21 protein-coding genes and 1 pseudogene are annotated in these 20,633 nt (G+C 70.3%); 14 read left to right on the top strand and 8 right to left on the bottom strand.

The window, feature by feature from the left end:
* The first annotated feature begins 19 nt into the window (after positions 1 to 19).
* The 3 genes from ABEA07_RS04635 (at position 20) to ABEA07_RS04625 (ending at position 1,686) form a co-directional block, all read left to right on the top strand.
* A complete protein-coding gene (locus tag ABEA07_RS04635) occupies positions 20 to 301 on the top strand; it encodes a DUF427 domain-containing protein (RefSeq protein WP_345536182.1) in 282 nt (93 codons plus the stop codon).
* Positions 302 to 401: 100 nt separating this feature from the next.
* Entirely contained in the window at positions 402 to 1,145 is a 744-nt protein-coding gene (locus ABEA07_RS04630; RefSeq protein ID WP_345536181.1) for a 2OG-Fe dioxygenase family protein, read from the top strand.
* Between the two features lie 103 nt (positions 1,146 to 1,248).
* On the top strand, positions 1,249 to 1,686 hold the full coding sequence (locus tag ABEA07_RS04625; protein ID WP_068683349.1) for a universal stress protein: 438 nt from the start codon (positions 1,249 to 1,251) through the stop codon (positions 1,684 to 1,686).
* A 38-nt stretch (positions 1,687 to 1,724) separates the two neighbouring features.
* Here the strand turns inward: ABEA07_RS04625 and ABEA07_RS04620 are convergent, their stop codons facing one another.
* Positions 1,725 to 2,372: an RluA family pseudouridine synthase gene (locus ABEA07_RS04620; protein ID WP_345536178.1), complete on the bottom strand. Its 648-nt coding sequence runs from the start codon at positions 2,370 to 2,372 to the stop codon at positions 1,725 to 1,727.
* Between the two features lie 48 nt (positions 2,373 to 2,420).
* Between ABEA07_RS04620 and ABEA07_RS04615 the strand changes: the two genes are divergently transcribed.
* Positions 2,421 to 3,683, top strand: coding sequence for an MFS transporter (locus ABEA07_RS04615; protein ID WP_345536176.1), 1,263 nt, complete (start codon positions 2,421 to 2,423; stop codon positions 3,681 to 3,683).
* A gap of 32 nt (positions 3,684 to 3,715) precedes the next feature.
* Positions 3,716 to 5,191 (top strand): amidase, encoded by a 1,476-nt coding sequence (locus ABEA07_RS04610; RefSeq protein ID WP_345536175.1) that lies wholly within the window; start codon positions 3,716 to 3,718, stop codon positions 5,189 to 5,191.
* 6 nt (positions 5,192 to 5,197) lie between these two features.
* On the opposite strand, the gene ABEA07_RS04605 is transcribed toward ABEA07_RS04610, so the two are convergent.
* Together ABEA07_RS04605 and ABEA07_RS04600 are read right to left on the bottom strand one after the other, a co-directional pair.
* Positions 5,198 to 5,506, bottom strand: a complete 309-nt coding sequence (locus tag ABEA07_RS04605) for a 2Fe-2S iron-sulfur cluster-binding protein (RefSeq protein ID WP_345536173.1) — start codon at positions 5,504 to 5,506, stop codon at positions 5,198 to 5,200.
* Positions 5,503 to 5,652, bottom strand: a complete 150-nt coding sequence (locus tag ABEA07_RS04600) for a hypothetical protein (protein WP_345536172.1) — start codon at positions 5,650 to 5,652, stop codon at positions 5,503 to 5,505. The genes ABEA07_RS04605 and ABEA07_RS04600 overlap by 4 nt, the downstream gene beginning before the upstream one ends.
* 83 nt (positions 5,653 to 5,735) lie before the next feature.
* On the opposite strand from ABEA07_RS04600, the gene ABEA07_RS04595 reads away from it, so the two are divergent.
* On the top strand, positions 5,736 to 6,251 hold the full coding sequence (locus ABEA07_RS04595) for a GNAT family N-acetyltransferase (protein WP_345536171.1): 516 nt from the start codon (positions 5,736 to 5,738) through the stop codon (positions 6,249 to 6,251).
* Positions 6,251 to 7,156, top strand: coding sequence for a DUF808 domain-containing protein (locus ABEA07_RS04590; RefSeq protein ID WP_345536169.1), 906 nt, complete (start codon positions 6,251 to 6,253; stop codon positions 7,154 to 7,156). Before ABEA07_RS04595 ends, ABEA07_RS04590 begins: the two co-directional genes overlap by 1 nt.
* Here ABEA07_RS04590 and mnmH read toward each other — a convergent pair.
* Together mnmH and ABEA07_RS04580 are read right to left on the bottom strand one after the other, a co-directional pair.
* Entirely contained in the window at positions 7,153 to 8,202 is a 1,050-nt protein-coding gene (gene mnmH / locus ABEA07_RS04585; RefSeq protein WP_345536168.1) for a tRNA 2-selenouridine(34) synthase MnmH, read from the bottom strand. The two genes, ABEA07_RS04590 and mnmH, sit on opposite strands and share 4 nt — an antisense overlap.
* Positions 8,202 to 8,420 carry a hypothetical protein gene (locus ABEA07_RS04580; protein ID WP_345536166.1) on the bottom strand — a complete coding sequence of 73 codons (219 nt, stop codon included), beginning with the start codon at positions 8,418 to 8,420 and terminating at the stop codon, positions 8,202 to 8,204. The genes mnmH and ABEA07_RS04580 overlap by 1 nt, the downstream gene beginning before the upstream one ends.
* A 143-nt stretch (positions 8,421 to 8,563) precedes the next feature.
* Between ABEA07_RS04580 and ABEA07_RS04575 the strand changes: the two genes are divergently transcribed.
* A complete protein-coding gene (locus tag ABEA07_RS04575) occupies positions 8,564 to 11,335 on the top strand; it encodes an autotransporter outer membrane beta-barrel domain-containing protein (protein WP_345536165.1) in 2,772 nt (923 codons plus the stop codon).
* 115 nt (positions 11,336 to 11,450) lie between these two features.
* Entirely contained in the window at positions 11,451 to 11,852 is a 402-nt protein-coding gene (locus ABEA07_RS04570) for a hypothetical protein (RefSeq protein WP_345536163.1), read from the top strand.
* Here the strand turns inward: ABEA07_RS04570 and ABEA07_RS04565 are convergent.
* The gene (locus ABEA07_RS04565; protein WP_345536162.1) at positions 11,849 to 13,213 is read right to left on the bottom strand and encodes an MFS transporter; all 1,365 of its coding nucleotides are present in this window, start codon (positions 13,211 to 13,213) and stop codon (positions 11,849 to 11,851) included. The genes ABEA07_RS04570 and ABEA07_RS04565 overlap by 4 nt on opposite strands.
* A 179-nt stretch (positions 13,214 to 13,392) precedes the next feature.
* Between ABEA07_RS04565 and ABEA07_RS04560 the strand changes: the two genes are divergently transcribed.
* Positions 13,393 to 14,055, top strand: a complete 663-nt coding sequence (locus ABEA07_RS04560; protein WP_345536161.1) for an alpha/beta hydrolase — start codon at positions 13,393 to 13,395, stop codon at positions 14,053 to 14,055.
* 147 nt (positions 14,056 to 14,202) lie between these two features.
* On the top strand, positions 14,203 to 15,780 hold the full coding sequence (gene gshA / locus ABEA07_RS04555) for a glutamate--cysteine ligase (RefSeq protein WP_345536160.1): 1,578 nt from the start codon (positions 14,203 to 14,205) through the stop codon (positions 15,778 to 15,780).
* Here the strand turns inward: gshA and ABEA07_RS04550 are convergent.
* Positions 15,758 to 16,783 (bottom strand): ornithine cyclodeaminase, encoded by a 1,026-nt coding sequence (locus ABEA07_RS04550; protein ID WP_345536299.1) that lies wholly within the window; start codon positions 16,781 to 16,783, stop codon positions 15,758 to 15,760. The two genes, gshA and ABEA07_RS04550, sit on opposite strands and share 23 nt — an antisense overlap.
* A 189-nt stretch (positions 16,784 to 16,972) precedes the next feature.
* Here ABEA07_RS04550 and ABEA07_RS04545 point away from each other — a divergent pair, with 189 nt between their 5' ends.
* Positions 16,973 to 17,362 (top strand): response regulator, encoded by a 390-nt coding sequence (locus tag ABEA07_RS04545; protein ID WP_345536159.1) that lies wholly within the window; start codon positions 16,973 to 16,975, stop codon positions 17,360 to 17,362.
* 20 nt (positions 17,363 to 17,382) lie between these two features.
* On the opposite strand, the pseudogene ABEA07_RS04540 reads toward ABEA07_RS04545, so the two are convergent.
* Positions 17,383 to 18,507 (bottom strand): annotated as a pseudogene (locus ABEA07_RS04540) (acyltransferase family protein); the annotation flags it as partial.
* A 143-nt stretch (positions 18,508 to 18,650) separates the two neighbouring features.
* Between ABEA07_RS04540 and ABEA07_RS04535 the strand changes: the two are divergent.
* Together ABEA07_RS04535 and ylqF are read left to right on the top strand one after the other, a co-directional pair.
* On the top strand, positions 18,651 to 19,553 hold the full coding sequence (locus ABEA07_RS04535) for a LytTR family DNA-binding domain-containing protein (protein ID WP_345536158.1): 903 nt from the start codon (positions 18,651 to 18,653) through the stop codon (positions 19,551 to 19,553).
* A 61-nt stretch (positions 19,554 to 19,614) separates the two neighbouring features.
* A complete protein-coding gene (gene ylqF / locus ABEA07_RS04530; RefSeq protein ID WP_345536156.1) occupies positions 19,615 to 20,562 on the top strand; it encodes a ribosome biogenesis GTPase YlqF in 948 nt (315 codons plus the stop codon).
* Positions 20,563 to 20,633: the final 71 nt, after the last annotated feature.

Below are 20,633 nucleotides of genomic sequence, written 5' to 3'. Positions count from 1 at the left end.
CGCGGGGCCTGGAGACCTGATGAAAGCAACCTGGAACGGCGTGACCATCGCCGAGAGCGACGACACCGTGCTCGTCGAAGGCAACCATTACTTCCCGGCGAGCGCGCTCAAGCGCGAGTACGTGAGCTTCAGCAACCACAAGAGCACCTGCCCGTGGAAGGGCACCGCCAGCTACTACTCGCTGCTGGTGAACGGCGAACTCAACGCCGACGCCGTCTGGTACTACGCCGACCCCAAGCCCGAAGCCGAAATGGTGCGTGACCGGGTCGCCTTCTGGAAGGGTGTGAAGGTGAGCGAATGAGCCGCACGGCCGCTGCGAAGGCGAATGGCACCGGAGCCGAAGGCGAAGGTGCTCGAGCGGGCGCCCTGCGCGCAGTGGCGAACCTGGGGGAGGCTGCCCTGTGACCACGGGCGTTTTCGATCCACCGTTCACGCCCGTCGACCGGCTCGCCCCGGCCATCCGGCAGGACGGCTATGCCGTGCTGAGCCCGCAGGGCGTGGCCCAATGGCTGGGCTTCCCGCTGGCGGAGCTCGCGCAGCTCGAGGGCGACTGGAACCATCTGCCGCTGGACGAATACCTGAAGGACGGCGGCCGCTACCGCACGCGGCGCCATGCCTGCTTCACGGTCGAGAGCGGCCAGATCGTTCAGGTGCCGCACCGCGCGCACTGGCAGCCCGTCGAATACAACGCGCTGCACGGCGGCATGCAGCGCTGGTTCGCGCCGATGGAGTCGGGCACGCTGGTGCAGCCGTCCTGGCAGGCGCTCATCCGGGCGCTGGCCGGCGTGGCCGACGGCATGCGCGGCGCCCAGCGCTGGTACGTCGAGGCGCACCAGTTCCGCATCGACACGGCCGAAGGCATCGGACGGCCCACACCCGAGGGTGCGCACCGTGATGGCGTGGACCTGGTGGCGGTGGCGCTGGTCGGCCGCCACAACATCAAGGGCGGCGAGACGCGCGTGTTCGAGGCCGGCGGACGGCGCGGCGAGCGCTTCACGATGACGGAGCCCTGGACGCTGCTGCTCGCCGACGATGCGCGCGTGATCCACGAAACGACGCCGATCCAGCCGCTGGTGGACAGCCAGCCGGGCTGGCGCGACACGCTGGTCGTGACTTGCCGCGCGGGCGGCTTCCAGGGCGGCTGAGCACGGCCGGGCCGTAGCAGTCCTACAGCCCGGCGGCGCACCTTGGATGTACATTCAAGGCCCGGTTCGGCTGCGAGCCGCATGTGAACAAACGAGGTCTGGCATGTTCAATCACATCCTGGTTCCGATCGACGGGTCTGAAACGTCGATGCTCGCGGTCAGCAAGGCCAGTGGTCTCGCGCTGGCCTTCGGCAGCCGCATCACCCTGATTCACGTGGTGGACAACTATCCCTTCATCGGCGTGGGCGCCGACTACGCGCTGGGCCAGAACGAATACCTCGCCGCCGCCACCAGCAGCGCCAATGCGGCGCTGGCACGCGGCGTCGCGGCGCTGGCCGCGGAGGGCCTGCACAGCGACCAGCGCGTCATCGACGGCCACGTGGTGCACGAGGGCATCGTCGACACGGCCGAGGCCATCGGGGCCGACCTGATCGTCATGGGCTCGCACGGGCGCTCGGGCATCGAGAAGCTGCTGCTGGGCAGCGTGACGCAGCGCGTGCTGCAGGACGCGAAGGTGCCCGTCCTCGTCGTGAAAGGCTGAGGGGCAGGGCCCCGAAGCAGCAGCGACAGATCAGGCGCTCACCAGGCAGAGAACGGCGGCTGACTCTCGAAGCGCATCACACGCCCATCGTCCGGGTGGGGGAATTCCAGCACGCTCGCATGCAGCAGCAGGCGCCCGGCGCGCCCGCGCACAGCCTCGCTGCCGTAGAGCGCATCGCCGAGGATCGGATGCCCGATCGACAGCAGGTGCACCCGCAACTGGTGGCTGCGCCCGGTCAGGGGTTCGAGCCACAGGTGCGTGGCCTCGCGATCGGGCAGCAGTCGCTTGACGCGCCAGCGGGTCCGGCTGGGCTTGCCGTGTTCCGCATCGATCTTCTGCAAGGGGCGGCGCGGCCAGTCGGCGATGAGGGGCGCATCGATCAGCGACCAGTCTTCCGACAGCGGCATCAGGCCATTGACGATGGCCTCGTAGCGCTTGTACACCCGGCGCGCCGCGAAGGCATCACCAAGAGCGCGCTGCATCGCCGGGCTGCGCGCCATCAGCACCAGCCCGCTGGTCGCCATGTCGAGCCGGTGCACCACCAGCGCATCGGGCCAGCGTGCCTGCGCGCGGGCGCTCAGGCAGTCCTGCTTGTCTTCGCCGCGGCCGGGCACGCACAGCAGGCCGGCCGGCTTGTCGAGCACCAGCAGGTCGGCGTCTTCGTGGATCAGCGCGAAGTCGGTCATGTCCCGGTGCAGTCTATGAGGCTTCGGGCCTGGGCTATGCTCGATGCAATGTCCGTCCGCGCCGCCGCCCCGCCGAGCTTTTCCGATCTCACGCGCGAGCGGCCCTTCATGCGGATGTGGATCGCGCGGCTGTTCGGCACCGCGGGCAGCCAGATGCTGCTGGTGGCGATCGGCTGGCACATGTACGAGCTGACCGGCAGCGCGTGGGACCTGGGGCTCGTGGGCCTGTACCAGTTCGTGCCGGCCCTGCTCCTGGCCCTGCTGGCCGGGCACGTGGTGGACCGCCACCACCGCGGGCGCATCGTCGCCGCCTGCCTGGGCGTGCAGGGTGGAGTGGCGCTCGTGCTGCTGCTGGCCGTGCAGGCGGGCCATGACTCGCGCGCGCTGCTCCTCGGGCTGTCGCTGATTCTCGGCGCGGTGCGCGCCTTCCAGATGCCGGCGCAGCAGGCGCTCACGCCGCTGCTGGTGCCGCCGCTGATGCTGCCGCGCGCGATGGCCTTCAGTTCGGCCGGCATGCAGGGCGCGATCATCGGCGGGCCGGCCCTGGGCGGCCTGCTGTTCGCCGCCGGCACCGGCGTCGTCTATGCGGCGGGTCTGCTGTGCTTCGCGGCCGGCTGCGTGCTGGTGATGCAGGTGCGCTACGAGCACGCGCCGGCGCCGCGCGAGCCGGTGTCGCTGTCCACCGTGCTGGCGGGCGTCCATTTCATCTGGCACCGCAAGCCGGTGCTGGGCGCCGTCTCGCTCGACCTGTTCGCGGTGCTGCTGGGTGGCGCGGTCGCGCTGCTGCCGATCTTCGCGAAGGACATCCTGCACACAGGGCCCTGGGGGCTGGGCCTGCTGCGCAGTGCGCCGGCAGCGGGTGCGCTCGTCACCTCCATCGCGCTGACGCGGCGGCCGATCGAGCGCCACGTCGGGCGCGCGCTGCTGCTGGCGGTGGCGGCCTTCGGCCTCTGCATGATCGTGTTTGGCTTCTCGCGCAGCTTCCTGGTGTCGCTGATCGCGCTGGCGGTCTCTGGCGGCGCCGACATGGTCAACGTCGTGATCCGGCAGACGCTGGTGCAATTGGAGACGCCGGACGCGATGCGCGGGCGGGTGAGCGCGGTCAACTCGATCTTCATCGGCGCCAGCAACCAGCTCGGCGAGTTCGAGTCGGGCGCCACCGCAGCGCTGCTCGGGCCGGTGGGCTCGGTGGTGGCGGGTGGCGTGGGCACCGTGCTGGTGGCGCTGGCCTGGTTCCGGCTCTTTCCGTCGCTGGCGCGGCGGGACCGGCTGGTGAAGTCCCAGCAGCCCAGCCTCCGAATCGCGGAATAGAAGACGAAGAGAAAGACGGAAGAAAGACGACGATGACTTTGGCAATGAGTTGGGACGAATGGGCCGCGCACGACGCGCTGGGCCTGGCCGAGCGCGTGCGCAAGGGCGAGGTCAGCGCGGCCGAACTGGCACGCCAGGCGGCGGCCGGCATCGAGATGACCGATCCGGCGCTCGGCGCGGTGGTCGAAGTGTTCGATGACGTGGTGGCAGATCCGCTCAAGGACGGCCTCGACCCGAAGGGCCCCTTCGCGGGTGTGCCCTTCCTGATGAAGGACCTGGGCCCCACGCTCAAGGGCCGCCTGCAGGAGCAGGGCTCGCTTTTCATGCGCGGCAACCGCCCGGCCGAGGACGCATGGCTCACGCAGCAGATGCGCCGCGCGGGCCTGAACCTGATGGGCCGCACCACGACGCCCGAGTTCGGCGTCTGCAGTTCGGCCGAGAACCCGGCCCTGTACGTCACCCGCAACCCCTGGAACACCGACTACACCACCTGCGGGTCCTCCGCAGGCACGGCGGCCATGGTGGCGGCCGGCGTGGTGCCGATGTCGCATGCCACCGATGGCGGCGGCTCGATCCGCATCCCGGCCGGCTTCAACGGCAACATCGGCCTCAAGCCGTCGCGCGGCGTGTTCTCGATCGGCCCCAGGCTGTCGGACATCACCGGCTACGTCTCGATCCAGGGCTGCCACAGCCGCACGGTGCGCGACACGGCCGCCTTCGTCGACGCCTGCCGGGGCGGGGCGCCGGGCGAGTTCATGCCCTACTGGACCGCGCCCGAGCCCTACGTCGAGCTGATCCGCAAGGACCCGCGGCCGCTGCGCATCGCGCTGTCGCACGAATGGGGCGACTACCGCGCCACGCCGCACATCGTCGCCGAGCTCGAGAAGGCCGGCCGCTTGCTCGAAGAACTGGGCCACCACGTGGCGTGGGCCCTGCCGCAGGCGGATCTGCGCGCGGCCTTCCGTGCGCAGACCACCTGCTACATCAGCAACTTCGCCCAGGTGATCAACGGACTGCTGACCGCGCGTGGGCTCGATCGGCCGCCGGCCGAGCTGATCGAGCCGATCAACATCCGCATCTGGGAAGCGGGCAAGGACCTCTCGTACACCGAGCGCTACCAGATGCAGGCGGTGTTCAACAGCACGGCGCGCGCCTTCGGCGCCTTCTTCGAGGACTGGGACATCATCCTCACGCCGATCACCGCGCTGCCCACGCCGCGCATCGGCACCACCGAGTACCTCACCACCAGCGACAACCCCGAGGTGCTCGACTGGTTCGAGAACCTGTGGAAGTTCTTCGCTTACACCCCGCTGTCGAACCTGTGCGGCATCCCCGCGATCTCGCTGCCGATGGCGCAGCAGGAGAACGGTCTGCCCTTCGGCATCCACGCCCAGGCGAAGCAGGCGAACGACGGGCTGCTGCTGCAACTCGCGGCGCAAATCGAGCGCGCCCTGGGCGGGCGCTGGAACGACGGCCGCCGTCCGGCCACGCACGTCACCACGGCCTGACGAAGGCTAGAAGTGCGAGAAGGCGCAGGGCACGTCCAGCCGGACGTCGCCCAGCGGCTCGGCCACGCAGGGCAGGATCCAGCCCTCGGCCTTTTCTTCGCGGCTCAGGCCCGGCCATTCGACGCGGTAGCGCACCTGGCCTTCGAGCAGGCGGCAGATGCAGGTGCGGCAGGTGCCGTTGCGGCAGGAACTGGGCAGCTCGATGCCGGCCGCCTCGGCCGACTGCAGAAGGGTGCGGCCCGCCTCGGCCTCGAAGCGGAAGCCGCCGGGTTGGACCTCGGCCATGGCGGGCGACGACACCGCTTCGACGCTCATGCCTTGTTCTTCTGCTTGCCGCGCGGGATGACCGCGGTGGTCATGGTGCGCGCCGGCTCCAGCCCCGCGAGCGGTGCCTTCGGTGGCGCGGTGTCCTTCTTCGGCTTCTTGGCTTCCTTGTTGCTGCGCTGCTGGCCCTTGGGCATGTGTTGACTCCGTGAATCCGGGGCAGGCAGTTTAGCGGGGCGGCGACAATACGGCGCTCGAAGAACCGTTCCCCAGTAGATCCATGTCCGATTACGAAGTCCGTCCCGCCGTCCTGCGCGATGCCAAGGCCATCGCCGAAGTCCATGCTGCCGCCGCCCGCGCAGCCTACGCGGACGTCCTGCCCGAAGACCAGCTGCGCGCACTGGCACCCGCCACCCGCGAGGCCAAATGGCGCGAGGCCATCGAATACGCCGAGCCGCAGGTGCACGTGGCCGTGCTGGGCGAAGAGGTGGTGGGCTTCGTCGGCTTCGACCGTTCGCGCGACCCCAAGACGCCCTCCACCACCGGCGAGATCTGGGCGATCTACGTCCGGCCCGACCATTGGGGCCAGGGCGTGGGCGTGGCGCTGTGGGATGCCGCGCGCGAAGGCCTCGAGGAAGAGGGCTGCACCGTGGTCACGGTCTGGGTGCCTCTGCGCAACGACCGCGCGCTGCGCTTCCACGAGCTCGCCGGCTTCAAGCGCGAGATGAAGACCGCCAAGACCACTTCCCTGGGTGACGTCAGGATCGAAGAAATCCGCCTCAAGAGAAACGTCTGATGGCGACCAGCCTGCTGCTCCTTCTCGACGACATCGCCACCGTCCTCGACGACGTTTCCGTCCTCACCAAGGTGGCCGCCAAGAAGACCGCCGGCGTGCTCGGCGATGACCTGGCGTTGAACGCGCAGCAGGTTTCCGGCGTCAAGGCCGACCGCGAATTGCCAGTGGTGTGGGCCGTCTGCAAGGGCTCCTTCGTCAACAAGGCGATCCTGGTGCCGGCGGCGCTGGCCATCGGCACCTGGCTGCCCTGGCTGGTGACGCCGCTGCTGATGCTCGGTGGCGCCTTCCTGTGCTTCGAAGGTTGCGAAAAGCTGGCCCACAAGTTCCTGCACAAGGACGAGCATGCAGCCGAGAGGGCACGCCACGAGCAGGCCGTCGCCGATGAGGCGGTCGACGTGGTGGCCACCGAAAAGAGCAAGATCAAGGGTGCCGTTCGCACCGACTTCATTCTCTCGGCCGAGATCATCGCCATCACGCTGGGCACGGTGCAGGGCCAGCCCTTCCCGACGAAGCTGGCCGTGCTGGCCGGCATCGCGATCGTGATGACGTTCGGCGTCTATGGGCTGGTCGCAGGCATCGTCAAGCTGGACGATGCCGGGCTGCACCTGAGCCGGCGCGAGGGTGCCGGGGTGCAGGCGCTGGGCCGTGCCATCCTGGCGATGGCGCCCTGGCTCATGAAGGGGCTGTCCATCGCCGGCACCGCGGCCATGTTCCTGGTCGGGGGCGGCATCCTGGTGCACGGCGTGCCGGCGCTGGGCCATGCGGTCGAAGTCTGGGCCGTGAACGCGGGCAAGCTGCTCGGCAGCCTCGGGACGATGGGCGCCAGCGCGGGCGTGGGTGTCGTGGTCGGCGCGATCGTGCTGGCGGGGGTCGAGCTCGCCAAGAAGCTCCTCAAGAAAGCCTAACCCAGTTCCGACACCCGCCGCGCCAGCGCCTCGATGCCGGCATCGGAGAGGTCGTCGGCGGGCACCACGCGCCGCTCGCGCCAGCGCGCGAAATGGCTGGCCTGCGAGCGCCGGTAGGCCGGGTCGTAGTGCAGCGTGGTCAGCTCGGCGAACAGTGAGGGCAGTTCACGCGCGGCGGCCCACGCCTGCCAGCGGCCGATCACGGCCTTGCCGTGCAATTCCTTCAGCAGGCCGAGCTGGCGCGCCAGCGCCTGCGGGTCGTCGCCCAGGTAGGCGTAGTCGCGCAGCAGGTAGGCCACGCGGGCCTGCGGGGTGGCCTGGATCTCGATGCACGGGCTCTCGCGCATGCGCGTGACCAAGGTCGTCGGCAGGTCGAGCCGGCCGATGCGGCGGCTTTCGCCCTCGACATAGAGCGGCCGCGCCGGATCGATGCCTTCCAGCAGCGAGGCGATGCGCGTCTCGAAGGCGGTCTGCGAAGGCTGCGGGGTGCCGGGCAGGGCGCCGAGCAGCGATCCCTTGTGGGCTGCGAAGCCTTCCAGGTCGAGCACCTGCCGGCCCTGCGCCGCCATGGCCTGCAGCACGCGCGTCTTGGCGCTGCCCGTGGCACCGCAGAGCACCCGCAGATCGAGCCGGGGGCACAGCGCCGCCAACTGCTCGATCACGTGACGGCGCCAGCTCTTGTAGCCGCCGGCGAGTTGCTGGGCGTCCCAGCCCACCAGGCGCAGCCAGGTGACCATGGAGCCGCTGCGCAGCCCGCCGCGCCAGCAATAGACCAGCGGCTTCCAGCCGGCCGGCCGGTCGGCGAAGTGTTCCTTGAGATGGCGCGCCAGGTTGGCCGCCACCATGGCGCCGCCCACGCGCCGCGCCTCGAAGGCGCCTTGCTGCTTGTAGAGGGTGCCGACGATGCGGCGCTCCTCGTCGTCCAGGACCGGGCAGTTGACGGCCCCGGGAATGTGGTCGATCGCGTACTCGCCCGGCGAGCGTGCGTCGATCAGGGTGTCGAAGCGGTGCCGGTCGCTCACGCGCACCGGGGCGGGGGCGCGCATCAGCGCTCCTTGCCGCGCAGGCGCTGGACCAGATCGACCGCCACCAGCGCGATGCCCAGCACCAGCGCGAACCAGCCCACCACGTGGGCCCCGCCGATCATGTCGCGCCAGGACGGCGAACTCAGGAAGTGGGGCGCGATCAGCACCGCTGCGCCGATGAGGATGCACAGCAGTCCGCGCTCGAACATGCGCGGTGCCCTGGAGGGTCTGGAAGCCATGCCCGAGTGTAAGTGGGGGCTCCTCCATCGCCGCGCGCACCGGTGAGGAGGGCTGTCGCCCGGGGTCCGTGACTTTGTTCCTTAGAAAATGAAAACCTAAGAACTACATTCTTAAGTATTCAATGTAATACGAAAGAACTCTAATGAACCGGCTCTTCAGGGTCGTCTGGAACCCGACCCACGGACTCTGGACCGTGGCCTCCGAACTGGCCCGTGGCCGTTGCAAGTCGGGCACGGTGGCGCCGGCGGCGGCCGTCGCCCTGCTCGCCCTGGCCGGCAGCGCGGTTGCCGACTGTGCCCCGCCCAGTGCGGGCAGCATCACCTGCACGCCGGGCACTGCGCAGACCTTCGTGGTCATTGGCGGCTACGACCCGGTGCCGGGCGGCACGGTGGATGTCCGGCCCGGTGCCGTGATCAGCACCACCGACCTCCCCGCCATCAGCATGGGCAGCGACGGCGAGATCCGCATCCAGCGCAACGCGACGGTGGAGAACAACGCCGCCCCGGGCGCGACCGGCCACTACGGCACCGGCGCCAACACGATCGAATTCCTGTCGAACACCACGCTCACGATCGAGCAGGGCGCGCGCGTGCTGTCCAACGGCAGCGCCCACGATGCCGAGGCGATCAACGCGCACGGCAGCGGCAACCTGATCGTCAACCACGGCGAGGTGCGCTCGCAGGCGGGCGGCTCCGCGATCTGGTTCGAGGCTTCGAGCGGCTCGAACACGGTGGTCAACGGCCCTGCGGGGCTCATCCAGTACCGGGACGGCACGGGGAACGTCCTGTCGGTCTCCGGCACCATGGCGCTGGACTTCACCAACCAGGGCCGGGTGGTTGGAAAACTGGGCTTCGCCGATGCCGACGATGCGCTGCACATCCACACCGGCTCGTCCATCACCGGCGCCATCGACGGGGGCGGCGGCCACAACGTGCTGACGCTCGACGGCACCGGCACCGACCGCTTCGGCCAGGCCCTGTCGAACTTCCAGACCCTGGTGAAGCGCGACGCCGGCACCTGGACCTTCGACAACCCGCTGCAGGCCGGCGGCATCACCCGCACCCGTGTCGAAGGGGGCACGCTGGTCCTGGGCACCGACGCCAGCGACTACACCGGCAGCATGACCGTCGACGCCGCCGGCACGCTGCAGACGCGGGCCGAGTTCGCGCCGCTGGCCATCACCGACAACGGCCTGGTGCGCTTCGCCCAGCCGGCCGATGCCACCTACAGCGGCCTGCTGAGCGGCAGCGGCGGCCTCGAGAAGACCGGCGCTGGCCGGCTGGTGCTCGCGCGCGGCCAGGCCTACGGCGGCGCGACCACGGTTGCGGCCGGCACCCTGAAGGCCGGCGCGGCCGAGGTCTTCAGCGCTGCGTCGGCCCACACGGTGATGGCGGGCGCCACGCTCGACACCGGCGGCTTCGACCAGCGCGTGGCCGCGCTGCGCAACGCCGGCACGGTGAGGCTGCTGAGCGGCCGCGCGGGCGCCACCCTCACCGTCACCGGCGCCTACGTGGGGCAGGGCGGCGTGATCGACCTGGGCACGGTGCTGGGCGGCAGCGGCAGTTCGAGCGACCGGCTGGTGCTCAGCGGCCCCGGCGCCAGTGCCAGCGGCCGCACCACGCTGCGCATCACCAATCTCGGCGGGCTGGGCGCGCTGACCACGGGCAACGGGATCGAAGTGGTGGCAGCACGCGACGGCGCCACGACCACGGCGCAGAGCACCCGCGATGCCTTCGCGCTGGCCAACGGCCACGTCGATGCGGGGGCGTATGAATACCGCCTCCATGCCGCCGATGCGCAGGGCGCCGGCGAGAGTTGGTACCTGCGCTCCACCGTGCCCGCGTTCCAGCCGCAGGCCGCGCCCGAGGCGCCGGCCACCCCGGACGGTCCGGCGAGCCCCGTCGAAAGCGAAGGGCTGAAAACCGTCAAGCTGCCCCCGGTGGTGGCACTCCAGCTGCCGAGCTATCGGGCCGAGGTGCCGATGTTCGCCGCACTGCCGGCGCAGCAGCGCCAGGCCGATCTCGCGATGCTGGGCAACCTGCACCGCCGCATCGGCGACGAGGACGCGCCCGTAGCTGGCCACGACGCGGCGCGCCGCGCCTGGACGCGCGCGGTCTACGGCGACCTGAACATCCGCCAGGACGGCATCGCCGATGCCGCCAGCCACGGCCACGTGAGCGGGCTGCAGGCGGGCACCGACCTGCTGGCCAGCGGCGCCTGGCGCGCCGGCCTGTACGTCGGCTTCCTGGACGGTGGTGCGGATGTGAGCGGAAATGCCCGTGGCACCGTCGGCCGCGTCGGCCGCACCGATCTGCGCTCGCGCTACCTCGGCGCCTATGCGACCTGGATGAATGGCAGCGGCCTCTATGCCGACGCCGTGATCCAGGGCGGCAGCCACCGGTACACGCTGCGACCGGACGGCAATCTCAGCGCATCGGGCCGGGGCGACAGCTTCACCGCCTCGATCGAGACCGGCCGATCCTTCGCCGTTTCGGAGCGCTGGACGGTGGAGCCGCAGGCTCAACTGGTCTACCAGCGCGGACGCTTCGATGCCGTGCCGGTCGGCGGCGCGGTCGTGCGGCAGGACACGCACGGCGGCTGGATCGGCCGCCTGGGCGCGCGGATCAAGGGCGACTTCGCGACCGCTGCCGGCCGGCTGCAGCCCTATGCGCGCCTCAACCTGTACCGCGCGAACGGGGGCGCCGACGTTGCCGAATTCATCGGCCCGGCCGGCACCACCCGCGTCGCGAGCGGCAACGGCTACGGCGCCGCGGAATTGGCGGGCGGCTTCACGCTGGCGCTGTCGCCGGCGGTGAGCATGTATGGCGAACTGGGGCGCGTGTTCGCGGTGGGCGGCGAGGCGCGGGTCAAGTCCTCGGCGCAGGGCTCGGTCGGCCTGAAGCTGCGCTGGTGAGGCAGGTTGCCGACGCGAAAGACGCGGGCGGCCGATCCTCGGCGCCGATCGGTTCCAATAGCACCTTGGCGTCCGCCGCGGGCGGGCGCTGCCTCCGCCATCGCAACTGCAAACCATGGGATTCCTTCGCCATTGCCTTTTCGTCCTGTCGTGGCTTGCCGCCACGGCCTCCGCCCAGCAGCCTCCGCCGCAGGAGGCGGCCCAGCGCTTTCCCGAGGCCGCCATGAATTTCCTCGGCGCCGAGTTGCCGCAGATGGAGGCGGCGATCGCTGCCCGCGACCGCGACTACTTCGAAGAGGCCATGGGCCGCATGCTGGATTTCTCCGAGCGCTGGGGCTTCAAGTCGCAGGACAACCCGGCGCTGGGCCGCTACAGCGCGTGCACCGCGGCCGTCTCCGACTTTCTGCCGGTGGGCATGTGCCGCATCATGACCACCAGCAACGCCTGCGATCCGGGCCTGGCGGCGAGCTTCGACGCCAATCTCCGGAAGTGCCGCGAGCTGGCGGCGCGGCGTTAGGCGCGCGCAGGCCTGGACACAGGCTCGGCATCGGCTCGATGCGCGCCGGCCTCGTCGATGTCGCGGCCGGTGAAGTCCCGCAGCCATAGCAGTCCGAGCAGTGACACCAGCGTCATGCCCAGCAGGTACCAGGCCGGCGCCAGCTTGCTGCCGGTGGCGCCCACCAGCCAGGTGCTGACGAAGGGCGAGAAGCCGCCGAACAGGGCCACGCCCACGCTGTAGACCAGCGACATGCCGCTGGCGCGCACATGCTTCGGGAACATCTCGGGCAGCATGGTGATGGCGGGCACGGTCTGCACCACCAGTGCGACGCTCAGCAGGCCGACCACGGTGAAGAGCACGGCCGGGGTCGGCGAAGCGATCATCCAGAGGAAGCCCGGGTAGATCATCAGCATCATCGCCACGCGCCCCCAGACGATCAGCGTCTTGCGCCCGACCCGGTCGGAGGCCAGGCCCACCAGCGGCGAGAGTGCGAAGGACAGCAGGCCGGTCAGCACCGCGCCGAACAGGGCGACCGTGGGCGGCAGCCCGAGCTCGCGCACCGCGTAGGTCGGCATGTAGAAGGTCACCACGTAGGCGGCCGCGGTGCCGCCGAGAACGCTGAGCGTCGCCGCCAGCACCGTGCGGCCATGTTCGCCGCAGACCTCGGCCAGGCTGCTGCGCGCCTCGCGGCGTGCCGGCTGGCCGGCCGTCTCCAGCGACTCGTGCAGTTGTCGGCGGATGTACATGCCCACCGGCGCGATCAGCATGCCGAGTATGAAAGGCACGCGCCAGCCCCATGCCTCCATGGCCTGTGGCCCCAGCGCCGCGGTCAGGCCCCCGGCCACCGCCGCGCCCAGCAGAATGCCCAGGCCCTGGCTGGCGAACTGCCAGCTCGCCATGAAGCCGCGGTTGGCCGGCGTCGCGTGTTCGACCAGCAGGGTGGTGGAGGCGCCGACTTCGCCGCCGGCGGAGAAGCCCTGGATCAGCCGCGCCGCGACGATGAGGATCGGCGCCCAGACGCCGATCTGGGCGTAGGTGGGTGCGAAGCCGATCATGGCGCAGCCCAGCGCCATCAGGAAGATGGTGAGCGTCATCGCCTTCTTGCGCCCCGCGCGGTCGGCGTAGGCGCCGATCACGATGCCGCCCAGCGGCCGCATGATGAAGCCGACGCCGAAGGTGCCGACCGTCAGCAGCAATTGGTTGTAGCTGTCCAGGGCGGGGAAGAACAACTTGCCTATCACCAGTGCGAGGAAGCCGTAGATGGTGAAGTCGAAGAACTCGAGGCCGTTGCCGATGGTGGTGGCGACGATGGTCTTGCGCCGGCTCACCGGATGGCTCGGGGGCGTGCTCTGTTGCGTCATCTGGTTCGTGTCGTTCATTGTTCGGCGGGCGAATTTCGAGTCGGGTGAAAGTGGTCGAGGATACGCGGCGCGCATCTTCCTCTGCCTATCGGCAGCACGGCCGCGAAGCTGAAGGTGCCCAGGGCAGGCCCGCTTTGCGGGATCGGGCAAACTCGGGCCTGCGCGCTCGCAACCCTTCACGCAACCCCGTTCCAAGCATGTCCCTCCCACCCATCGAAATCGAAACCGGCCCCCATCCCACCGCCTCCGTGATCCTGATGCACGGCCTGGGTGCCGATGGCAACGACTTCGTGCCCATCGCCCGCGAGCTCGACCTGTCGGCGGCCGGGCCGGTGCGCTTCGTGTTCCCGCATGCGCCGGTGATTCCGGTCACCATCAACGGCGGCTATCCCATGCCGGCCTGGTACGACATCGCCATGGCCGACCTGGTCAAGCGCGAGGACGAAGCCGGCCTGCGCCGTTCGCAGGCCACCATCGAGGGGCTGATCGCCAAGGAGAAAGAGCGCGGAATCGCGGCCGGCCGCATCGTGGTCGCCGGCTTCTCCCAGGGCTGTGCGATGGCCCTGATGACCGGGCTGCGCCATGCCGAGCGCCTCGGCGGCATCGTCGGGCTGTCGGGCTACCTGCCGCTGGCCGCGACGACCGCCGCCGAGCGCCACGAGGCCAACCGCCAGGTGCCGATCTTCCTGGCCCACGGTACGCGCGACGGCGTGGTGCAGATCGAGCGCGCTGCCGCCTCGCGCGATGCGCTGGCCGCGCTGGGCTATCAGGTCGAGTGGCACGCGTACCCGATGGAGCACTCGGTGTGCATGGAGGAAATCGCCGACCTCAACGCCTTTCTCCTGCGCGTGCTGGCCTGAGCGCCCCGGACCGGCGCCGGGTGCGGCGCTGTTGCCATAGGGACTGGCGCTATAGCAGAAACGGGCGGCCCGGCAAAAATACCGCTGCGAGCATGCCGTCCGCGGCCGTGCTACCTTCCGCCCCACAAATTCACGGGTCATCACGAAATGAGCAAATTGCAGGAGCGCCTGGGAGCGCTGACACCCGCGCGCCTGAAAGGAGTTCGTCGAGGGATCGAGAAAGAGAGCCTGCGCGCGCAACCCGACGGCCAGCTCGCGCCCACGCCGCACCCGGCCGCGCTGGGTTCGGCCTTGACCCATCCGCACATCACCACCGATTTCAGCGAGTCGCAGCTGGAGCTGATCACCGGCGTCCACACCGACGTCGAGGCCTGCCTGGCGGAACTCACGCGCATCCACCAGTACACCTACCGGGTGCTGGCCGAGGCGGGCGACGAGCGGCTGTGGGTGTCGAGCATGCCCTGCCGCCTGCCGACCGACGAGACCATCCCGATCGGCCGCTACGGCTCGTCCAACGTGGGCCGAGCCAAGAGCGTCTACCGCATGGGCCTGAGCCACCGCTACGGGCGTCGCATGCAGACCATCTCGGGCATCCACTACAACTGGTCGCTGCCGGAGGTTTCGAGCGAGCAGTACTTCGCGCTGATCCGCAATTTCCGCCGCCACGCCTTCCTGCTGCTGTACCTGTTCGGCGCCTCGCCGGCGCTGTGCGGGAGCTTCGTGGCGGGCCGCCAGCACGAGCTGCTGCCGCTGGGCGAGGGCACCATGCACATGCCGTACGGCACCTCGCTGCGGATGGGCCGGCTGGGCTACCAGAGCGAAGCCCAGGCCTCGCTGGCGGTGAGCTACAACAGCCTCGACGGCTATGCCGCCTCGCTGCAGGACGCGCTCACGCGGCCCTGGCCGGCCTACGAGGCCATCGGCATCCGGAACCTGGGCGGCGATTACAACCAGCTCGCCACCACCCTGCTTCAGATCGAGAACGAGTTCTACGGCACCATCCGCCCGAAGCGGGTGATCTTCCCCGGCGAGCGGCCGCTGCATGCCCTGCGCGAGCGCGGCGTGGAATACGTGGAGGTGCGGCTGATGGACCTCGACCCCTTCGAGACCATCGGCATCAACGCCTCCACCATCCGCCTGCTGGACGTGTTCCTGCTGCATTGCCTGCTGGCCGACAGTCCGCCCGATACCCGCGACGAGATCGCCGAGCTGGCCCACAACCAGCACCTGACCGCCGCGCGCGGCCGCGAGCCGGGCCTGCGCCTGCTGCGCGGCGGGCGCGAGGTGGGGCTGACCGACTGGGGCGGCGAACTGCTCGAGGCCTTCGAGCCGATCGCGGCCGCGCTCGATGCGGCCCATGGCGTCGGGCACCATGCCGAGGCCGTGCGTGCCGCGAAGAAGGCGCTGGCCGACCCGGCCATCCTGCCTTCGGCCCGCGTGCTGGAGGCGACGCGCGCGCACGGCGACTCCTTCCTCGGCTTCGTGTCCGCTCGTTCCGAGGCCACGCGTGCCGCCCTGCTGGCGCTGCCGTTCTCGGCCGAACAGCAGGCCGAATTCGAGCGCATGACGCAGGCCTCGATCCAGGCGCAGAAGCAGATCGAGGCCGCCGACACCTTGCCCTTCGAGGTGTATCGCGAGGAATACGTCTCGCCGTCGCGGCTGGGGTTCAGGAAGCACTGGATCGACGCGCCCAGCACGCCGCTCAGCCAGCCGGCGGCCTTGTAAGGCGGAACAGATCCTTGGGATCGCCGTCGGCCGGCGCGAGCGCGATGTCCTGTCCGATGCCGTGTTCCATCGCGAGGCGGTGCAACAGGCGCAGCGCGGAGTAGTCCTCCAGCGCGAAGCCCACCGAGTCGAAGACCGTCACCTGGCCCGGGTCCTCGCGGCCGGGCAACTCGCCGGCCAGCACCCGCCACAGTTCGACCGCGGGGAAGTCGGGCGGCATCTGCTGCAGCTCGCCCTCGATGCGGGTCTGCGGCTCGTACTCCACGAACACGCGCGCGGCCGCCAGCACGTCGTGGTGCAGCTCGGTCTTGCCCGGGCAGTCGCCGCCGACGGCATTGACGTGCAGGCCGGGCGTCAGCATGTCCGGCGTCAGCAGGGTGGCGCGTGCCTTGCGCGCCGTCAGCGTGCTGACGATGTCCGCGCCTCGCACCGCGTCGGCGATGTCGGCCGCGCGGTGGACGCGCAGTGCGGGCCAGGGTGCGAGGTTGCGGACCAGCTTGTCGGTGGCAGCGGGGTCGAGATCGTAGGCCCGCAGTTCGTTGACGCCCAGCAGTGCATGGAAGGCCAGCGCCTGGAATTCGCCCTGGGCGCCGTTGCCGATCAGCGCCATGCTGCGCGCACCGGGATTCGCCAGCGCCTGTGCCGCCAGCGCCGACATCGCGGCGGTGCGCAGCGCGGTGGTCAGGGTGAGCTCGGCCAGCAGCAGCGGAAGGCCCGTCTCGACCTCGGCCAGCACGCCGAAGGCCATGACGGTGGGCAGGCCGCGCGCCGTGTTGCCGGGGTGGCCGTTGACGTACTTGAAGGCGAAATGCTCCCCGTCCGACACCGGCATCAGCTCGATCACGCCCACCGGCGAATGGCTGGCCAGGCGGGCGGACTTTTCGAACGCGGGCCAGCGCAGGAAGTCCTCGCGGATCGACTCGACCAGCGCCTGCAGAAAGGTCGGAGGGCCGAGGGTGCGGACCAGGTCCGCCACCGCGTGGATGTCGACGAAGCGTGTCAATGCCATGGCTGCCAGGGTGCGTGCTCGATATTTCTTCCGTTGTAGGGAGGTAGGCGTTCACCTACCCACGATGACCGCGATGGCTCACCGTGCGGCATCTGTCCCCCTGGACATGATCGCATCAAGCCTTCAGCCGATCCATCGATCCATGATCCACGGTCACCCCAACCCTAGCTCATTCCCTGCGCCATGACTTTCAAGACTTACCTGGTGGAGGACAACCCGGTGATCCGCGAGAACCTCGCCGGATTTCTGGAGGACCTCGCGGACGCCACCGTCGTGGCCCACGCGGCCGGCGAGCGCGAGGCCGTGGCATGGCTGGCGGGACACCGCGACGCGTGGGACGTCGCGATCGTCGACCTCTTCCTCAAGGACGGCAACGGTCTCGCCGTGATCGACGCCTGCCGACGCCGGGCGGCGCACCAGAAGGTGGTCGTGCTGAGCAACTACGCCACGCCCGACATGCGCGAGCGATCCAAGGCGCTGGGGGCGGACGCCTTCTTCGACAAGTCGGCGGAGATCGAACTGCTGCTCGACTTCTGCGAGCGGCTGAGCCACCGGGACCATCCGGGCCACTGAACCGGGCCGGGCGGCTGCGGCTTGAGCCCGAAGAGGAGCCGCAGCCAGCCGATGCGGCGGATCAGCCCGTCGGTCAGGAGCCAGCACCCGGCGACGGTGAAGGCCAGCAGCGCCGGCGGCTCCACCGCCGGTCCGAGCCCCCACGGGGCCAGCAGCATCGCGCCGGCCACGATCAGCGTCTGGTGCAGCACGTACCAGGGGTAGACCGACTCGTTCGCCCAGCGCAGCCAGGGCCAGGGGCGATCCAGGTAGCGGCGCGCGAAGCCCAGGATCGCCGCGAGTGCGGCCCAGAGGTAGAAGGCACGCAGCGTGCGCAGCAGCCAGGCCTGCGCCCCGGCGGCCCGCAGCGCCAGGTAGACCGCCACCAGCGCCACGGCCAGCGCCACGGCCCAGCGGCGCAGGCGCATCAGTGCGCCCCACAGGCCGGCGTCGGTGCCCATCCAGTAACCGTAGACGAACACCGTGAAGTACAGCGCGTGCAGGTAGCCATCGTGGAGCAGGTCGTGCGTGGCCGGAAAGCGCGGCGCCAGCACCAGCCCGTAGAGCAGCAGGGGCAGGGCGGGCAGCACCAGCAGCCGCCAGCACCGCAGCCCGGTGAAGGCGGCGCGCAGCCGCGGCGCTGCGCCCGAGGCGAGCAAGGGCTGGAGCAGCGCCACCAGCGCGCTGTAGACGAAGAGGTAGGGCAGGTACCACAAATGGTTCCAGGTCATGCCGAAGTCCGAGCCCGCGAAGGCACCGCGCGGCCAGGGCCCCATGGACCAGTAGCGCAGCAGGAAGGTGCCGAAGCCCCTCTCCACCGCCCCGCCGTGCAGGGCCTCGGCATAGGCCTGGTAGGGAACGACCACGGCCATGCCGAAGGCCAGCGGCAGCAGCAGCCGCAGCGCCCGCTCCCCCACCGCCGCCAGCGGGCGGCGCCCCCGCAGCAGGAAGCCCAGCGCCACGCCCGAGACCAGGAACACCAGGTCCATGCGCCAGATGTTCACCACCTGCATGGGGGCCTGCAGCCAGGCCGCCGCATGCGGGCTCTTCAGGTGCCAGGGCCAGGCGGCCACGTAGTACATCGCCACGTGGTACAGGATCAGCAGGCCGAAGGCCAGCGCGCGAAGCGCGTCGATGTCGTGGCGTCGGGAGTCGTCGGGGTGCATGGGAACTCCGGGGGGTAAGGGAGGCGCCCATGCTGGTCGCCGGCCGTGCCGCGGAGGCCGCCGAAGTGACGAGCCACCGGGCGCCAGGGACGAACGGCGGCCCGCCGGGACGAAATCCGGCCCGGATTCGGGAGAATGCCGCCATGCCCGCGCCCTCCGGCCCTTCCTCGACCGACCCGAAGAACCTGTTCGAGCGCTACCAACCCTACCGGCGCCGCGCCGAGGTCGGCTTCTGGGTGCTGGTGATGGCGTTGCAGGCCGCCTTCAACAGCGTGGTCGCCGTGATCGACGCCGACCGCGCCGGGCGCGCGCTGCCGGCCTGGCAGCCGGTGACCTGGGAGCTGTCCAGCCACCTGGTGTTGCTGGCGCTGGTGCCGGCCGTGCTCGCCTTCGAGCGGCGTTTTCCGCTCGGGGCTGCCGGCTTCCTGCGCCACCTGCCCTGGCACCTGGCGGCCAGCGTGGCCTTCAGCCTGCTCCACGTGGCGGGCATGGTGGGGCTGCGCAAGGCGGTCTACGCGCTGGCGGGCAGCCACTACGACTTCGGCGGGGCCGAGCAGTGGCTGTACGAATACCTGAAGGACGTGCGCGTCTACGCGCTGTTCCTGATCGCGATCCTGAGCTATCGCCTCTTCATGCTGCGCCTGCAGGGGGAGGCGCGGGTGCTCGATCCACCGGAAGCGCCTGCCGGGACGGTGTCTGCGCCCGTGCAGGAGGCGCAGACGCCGGCGCGGCCCGAGCGCTTCCTGGTGCGCAAGCTGCGGCGCGAGTTCCTGATCGCGGCCAGCGACATCGACTGGCTGCAGGCGCAGGGCAACTACGTCGGCCTGCGCGTCAAGGGCCACGACTACCTGCTGCGCGCCACCCTGACCGACTTCCTGGCCCAACTCGACCCCGCGCGCTACGCACGCGTGCACCGCAGCTATGCCGCCAACCTCGACCGGGTGGCCGAGATCGAGCCGCTGGAGGGCGGCGACGCGCGCCTGCACATGCAGGACGGCACGCAGATCCCCTGCAGCCGGCGCTACCGCGAGGCGCTGCGCGTCTGAGCAACGGCAGCGGCGACAATCCCCGCCTCCCCCGTCACCCCGCAGAGAGAAAGAAGTCACGATGGCCATCCAGTGGTTCCCCGGCCACATGCACCTCACACGGAAGGCCATTGCCGAGCGCGTCGCGGAGATCGATGTGGTCATCGAACTCCTCGATGCGCGCCTGCCCGGCTCCAGCGCCAACCCGATGCTGGCCGAGCTCACCGGCCACAAGCCCGGGCTCAAGGTGCTCAACAAGCAGGACCTGGCCGATCCGGAACGCACCCCGGCCTGGCTGGCGCACTACAACGCGCAGCCGGCCACCCGCGCCATCGGGCTGGACGCCAGCCAGGCCGCACCCGCGCGCCGTCTCATCGACGCCTGCCGCGAACTGGCGCCGCAGCGCGGCGGGCTGGCCAAGCCGATGCGGGTGCTGATCTGCGGCATTCCCAACGTCGGCAAGTCCACGCTGATCAACACCCTGGTCGGCACTCGCAAGGCCAGGACCGGCGACGAAGCCGGCATCACCAAGCTGGAGCAGCGCATCGTCCTGGCCGACGACTTCTACCTCTGGGACACGCCCGGCGTGCTATGGCCGCGCATCATCGTGGCGCAGAGCGGCTACAACCTCGCGGCCAGCGGCGCCATCGGCCGCAATGCCTTCGACGAGGAGATCGTGGCGCTGGAACTGCTGGGCTACCTGAAGCGCCACTACGCCGGACTGCTGGAGGCACGTTTCCGCATCGAAGGCGCCGCCGGCCTGGCCGACGAGGCGCTGCTCGAGGCCATCGGCCGCCAGCGCGGCGCGCTGCTGGGCAAGGGCCGCGTCAACCTGCAGAAGGCGGCCGAGATCGTGATGAACGAGTTCCGCAGCGGCACGCTCGGGCGCATCACCCTGGAGACGCCGGAGGAATTCGCGCAGTGGCTGGCGGCGGGGCAGCTGCTGGATGCGCAGCGCCAGGCGAAGAAGGAGGCGCGGGCCGGCAAGCGGGGGCCAAGGCGCGAGGGCGCGCCGCCGGCCGGCGCTTGAGCGCTGCTGCTGGCGCCGCCGTCCCGCCCGTGCTGCCAGCCCGGCACGGACAGGTCGTCGCGTACGGCCTT

It is taken from the genome of Variovorax defluvii, from assembly GCF_039541515.1.
GTDB classification, from domain to species: Bacteria; Pseudomonadota; Gammaproteobacteria; order Burkholderiales; family Burkholderiaceae_C; genus Variovorax; species Variovorax defluvii.
This window is presented reverse-complemented; position numbering and strand designations above follow the sequence as displayed.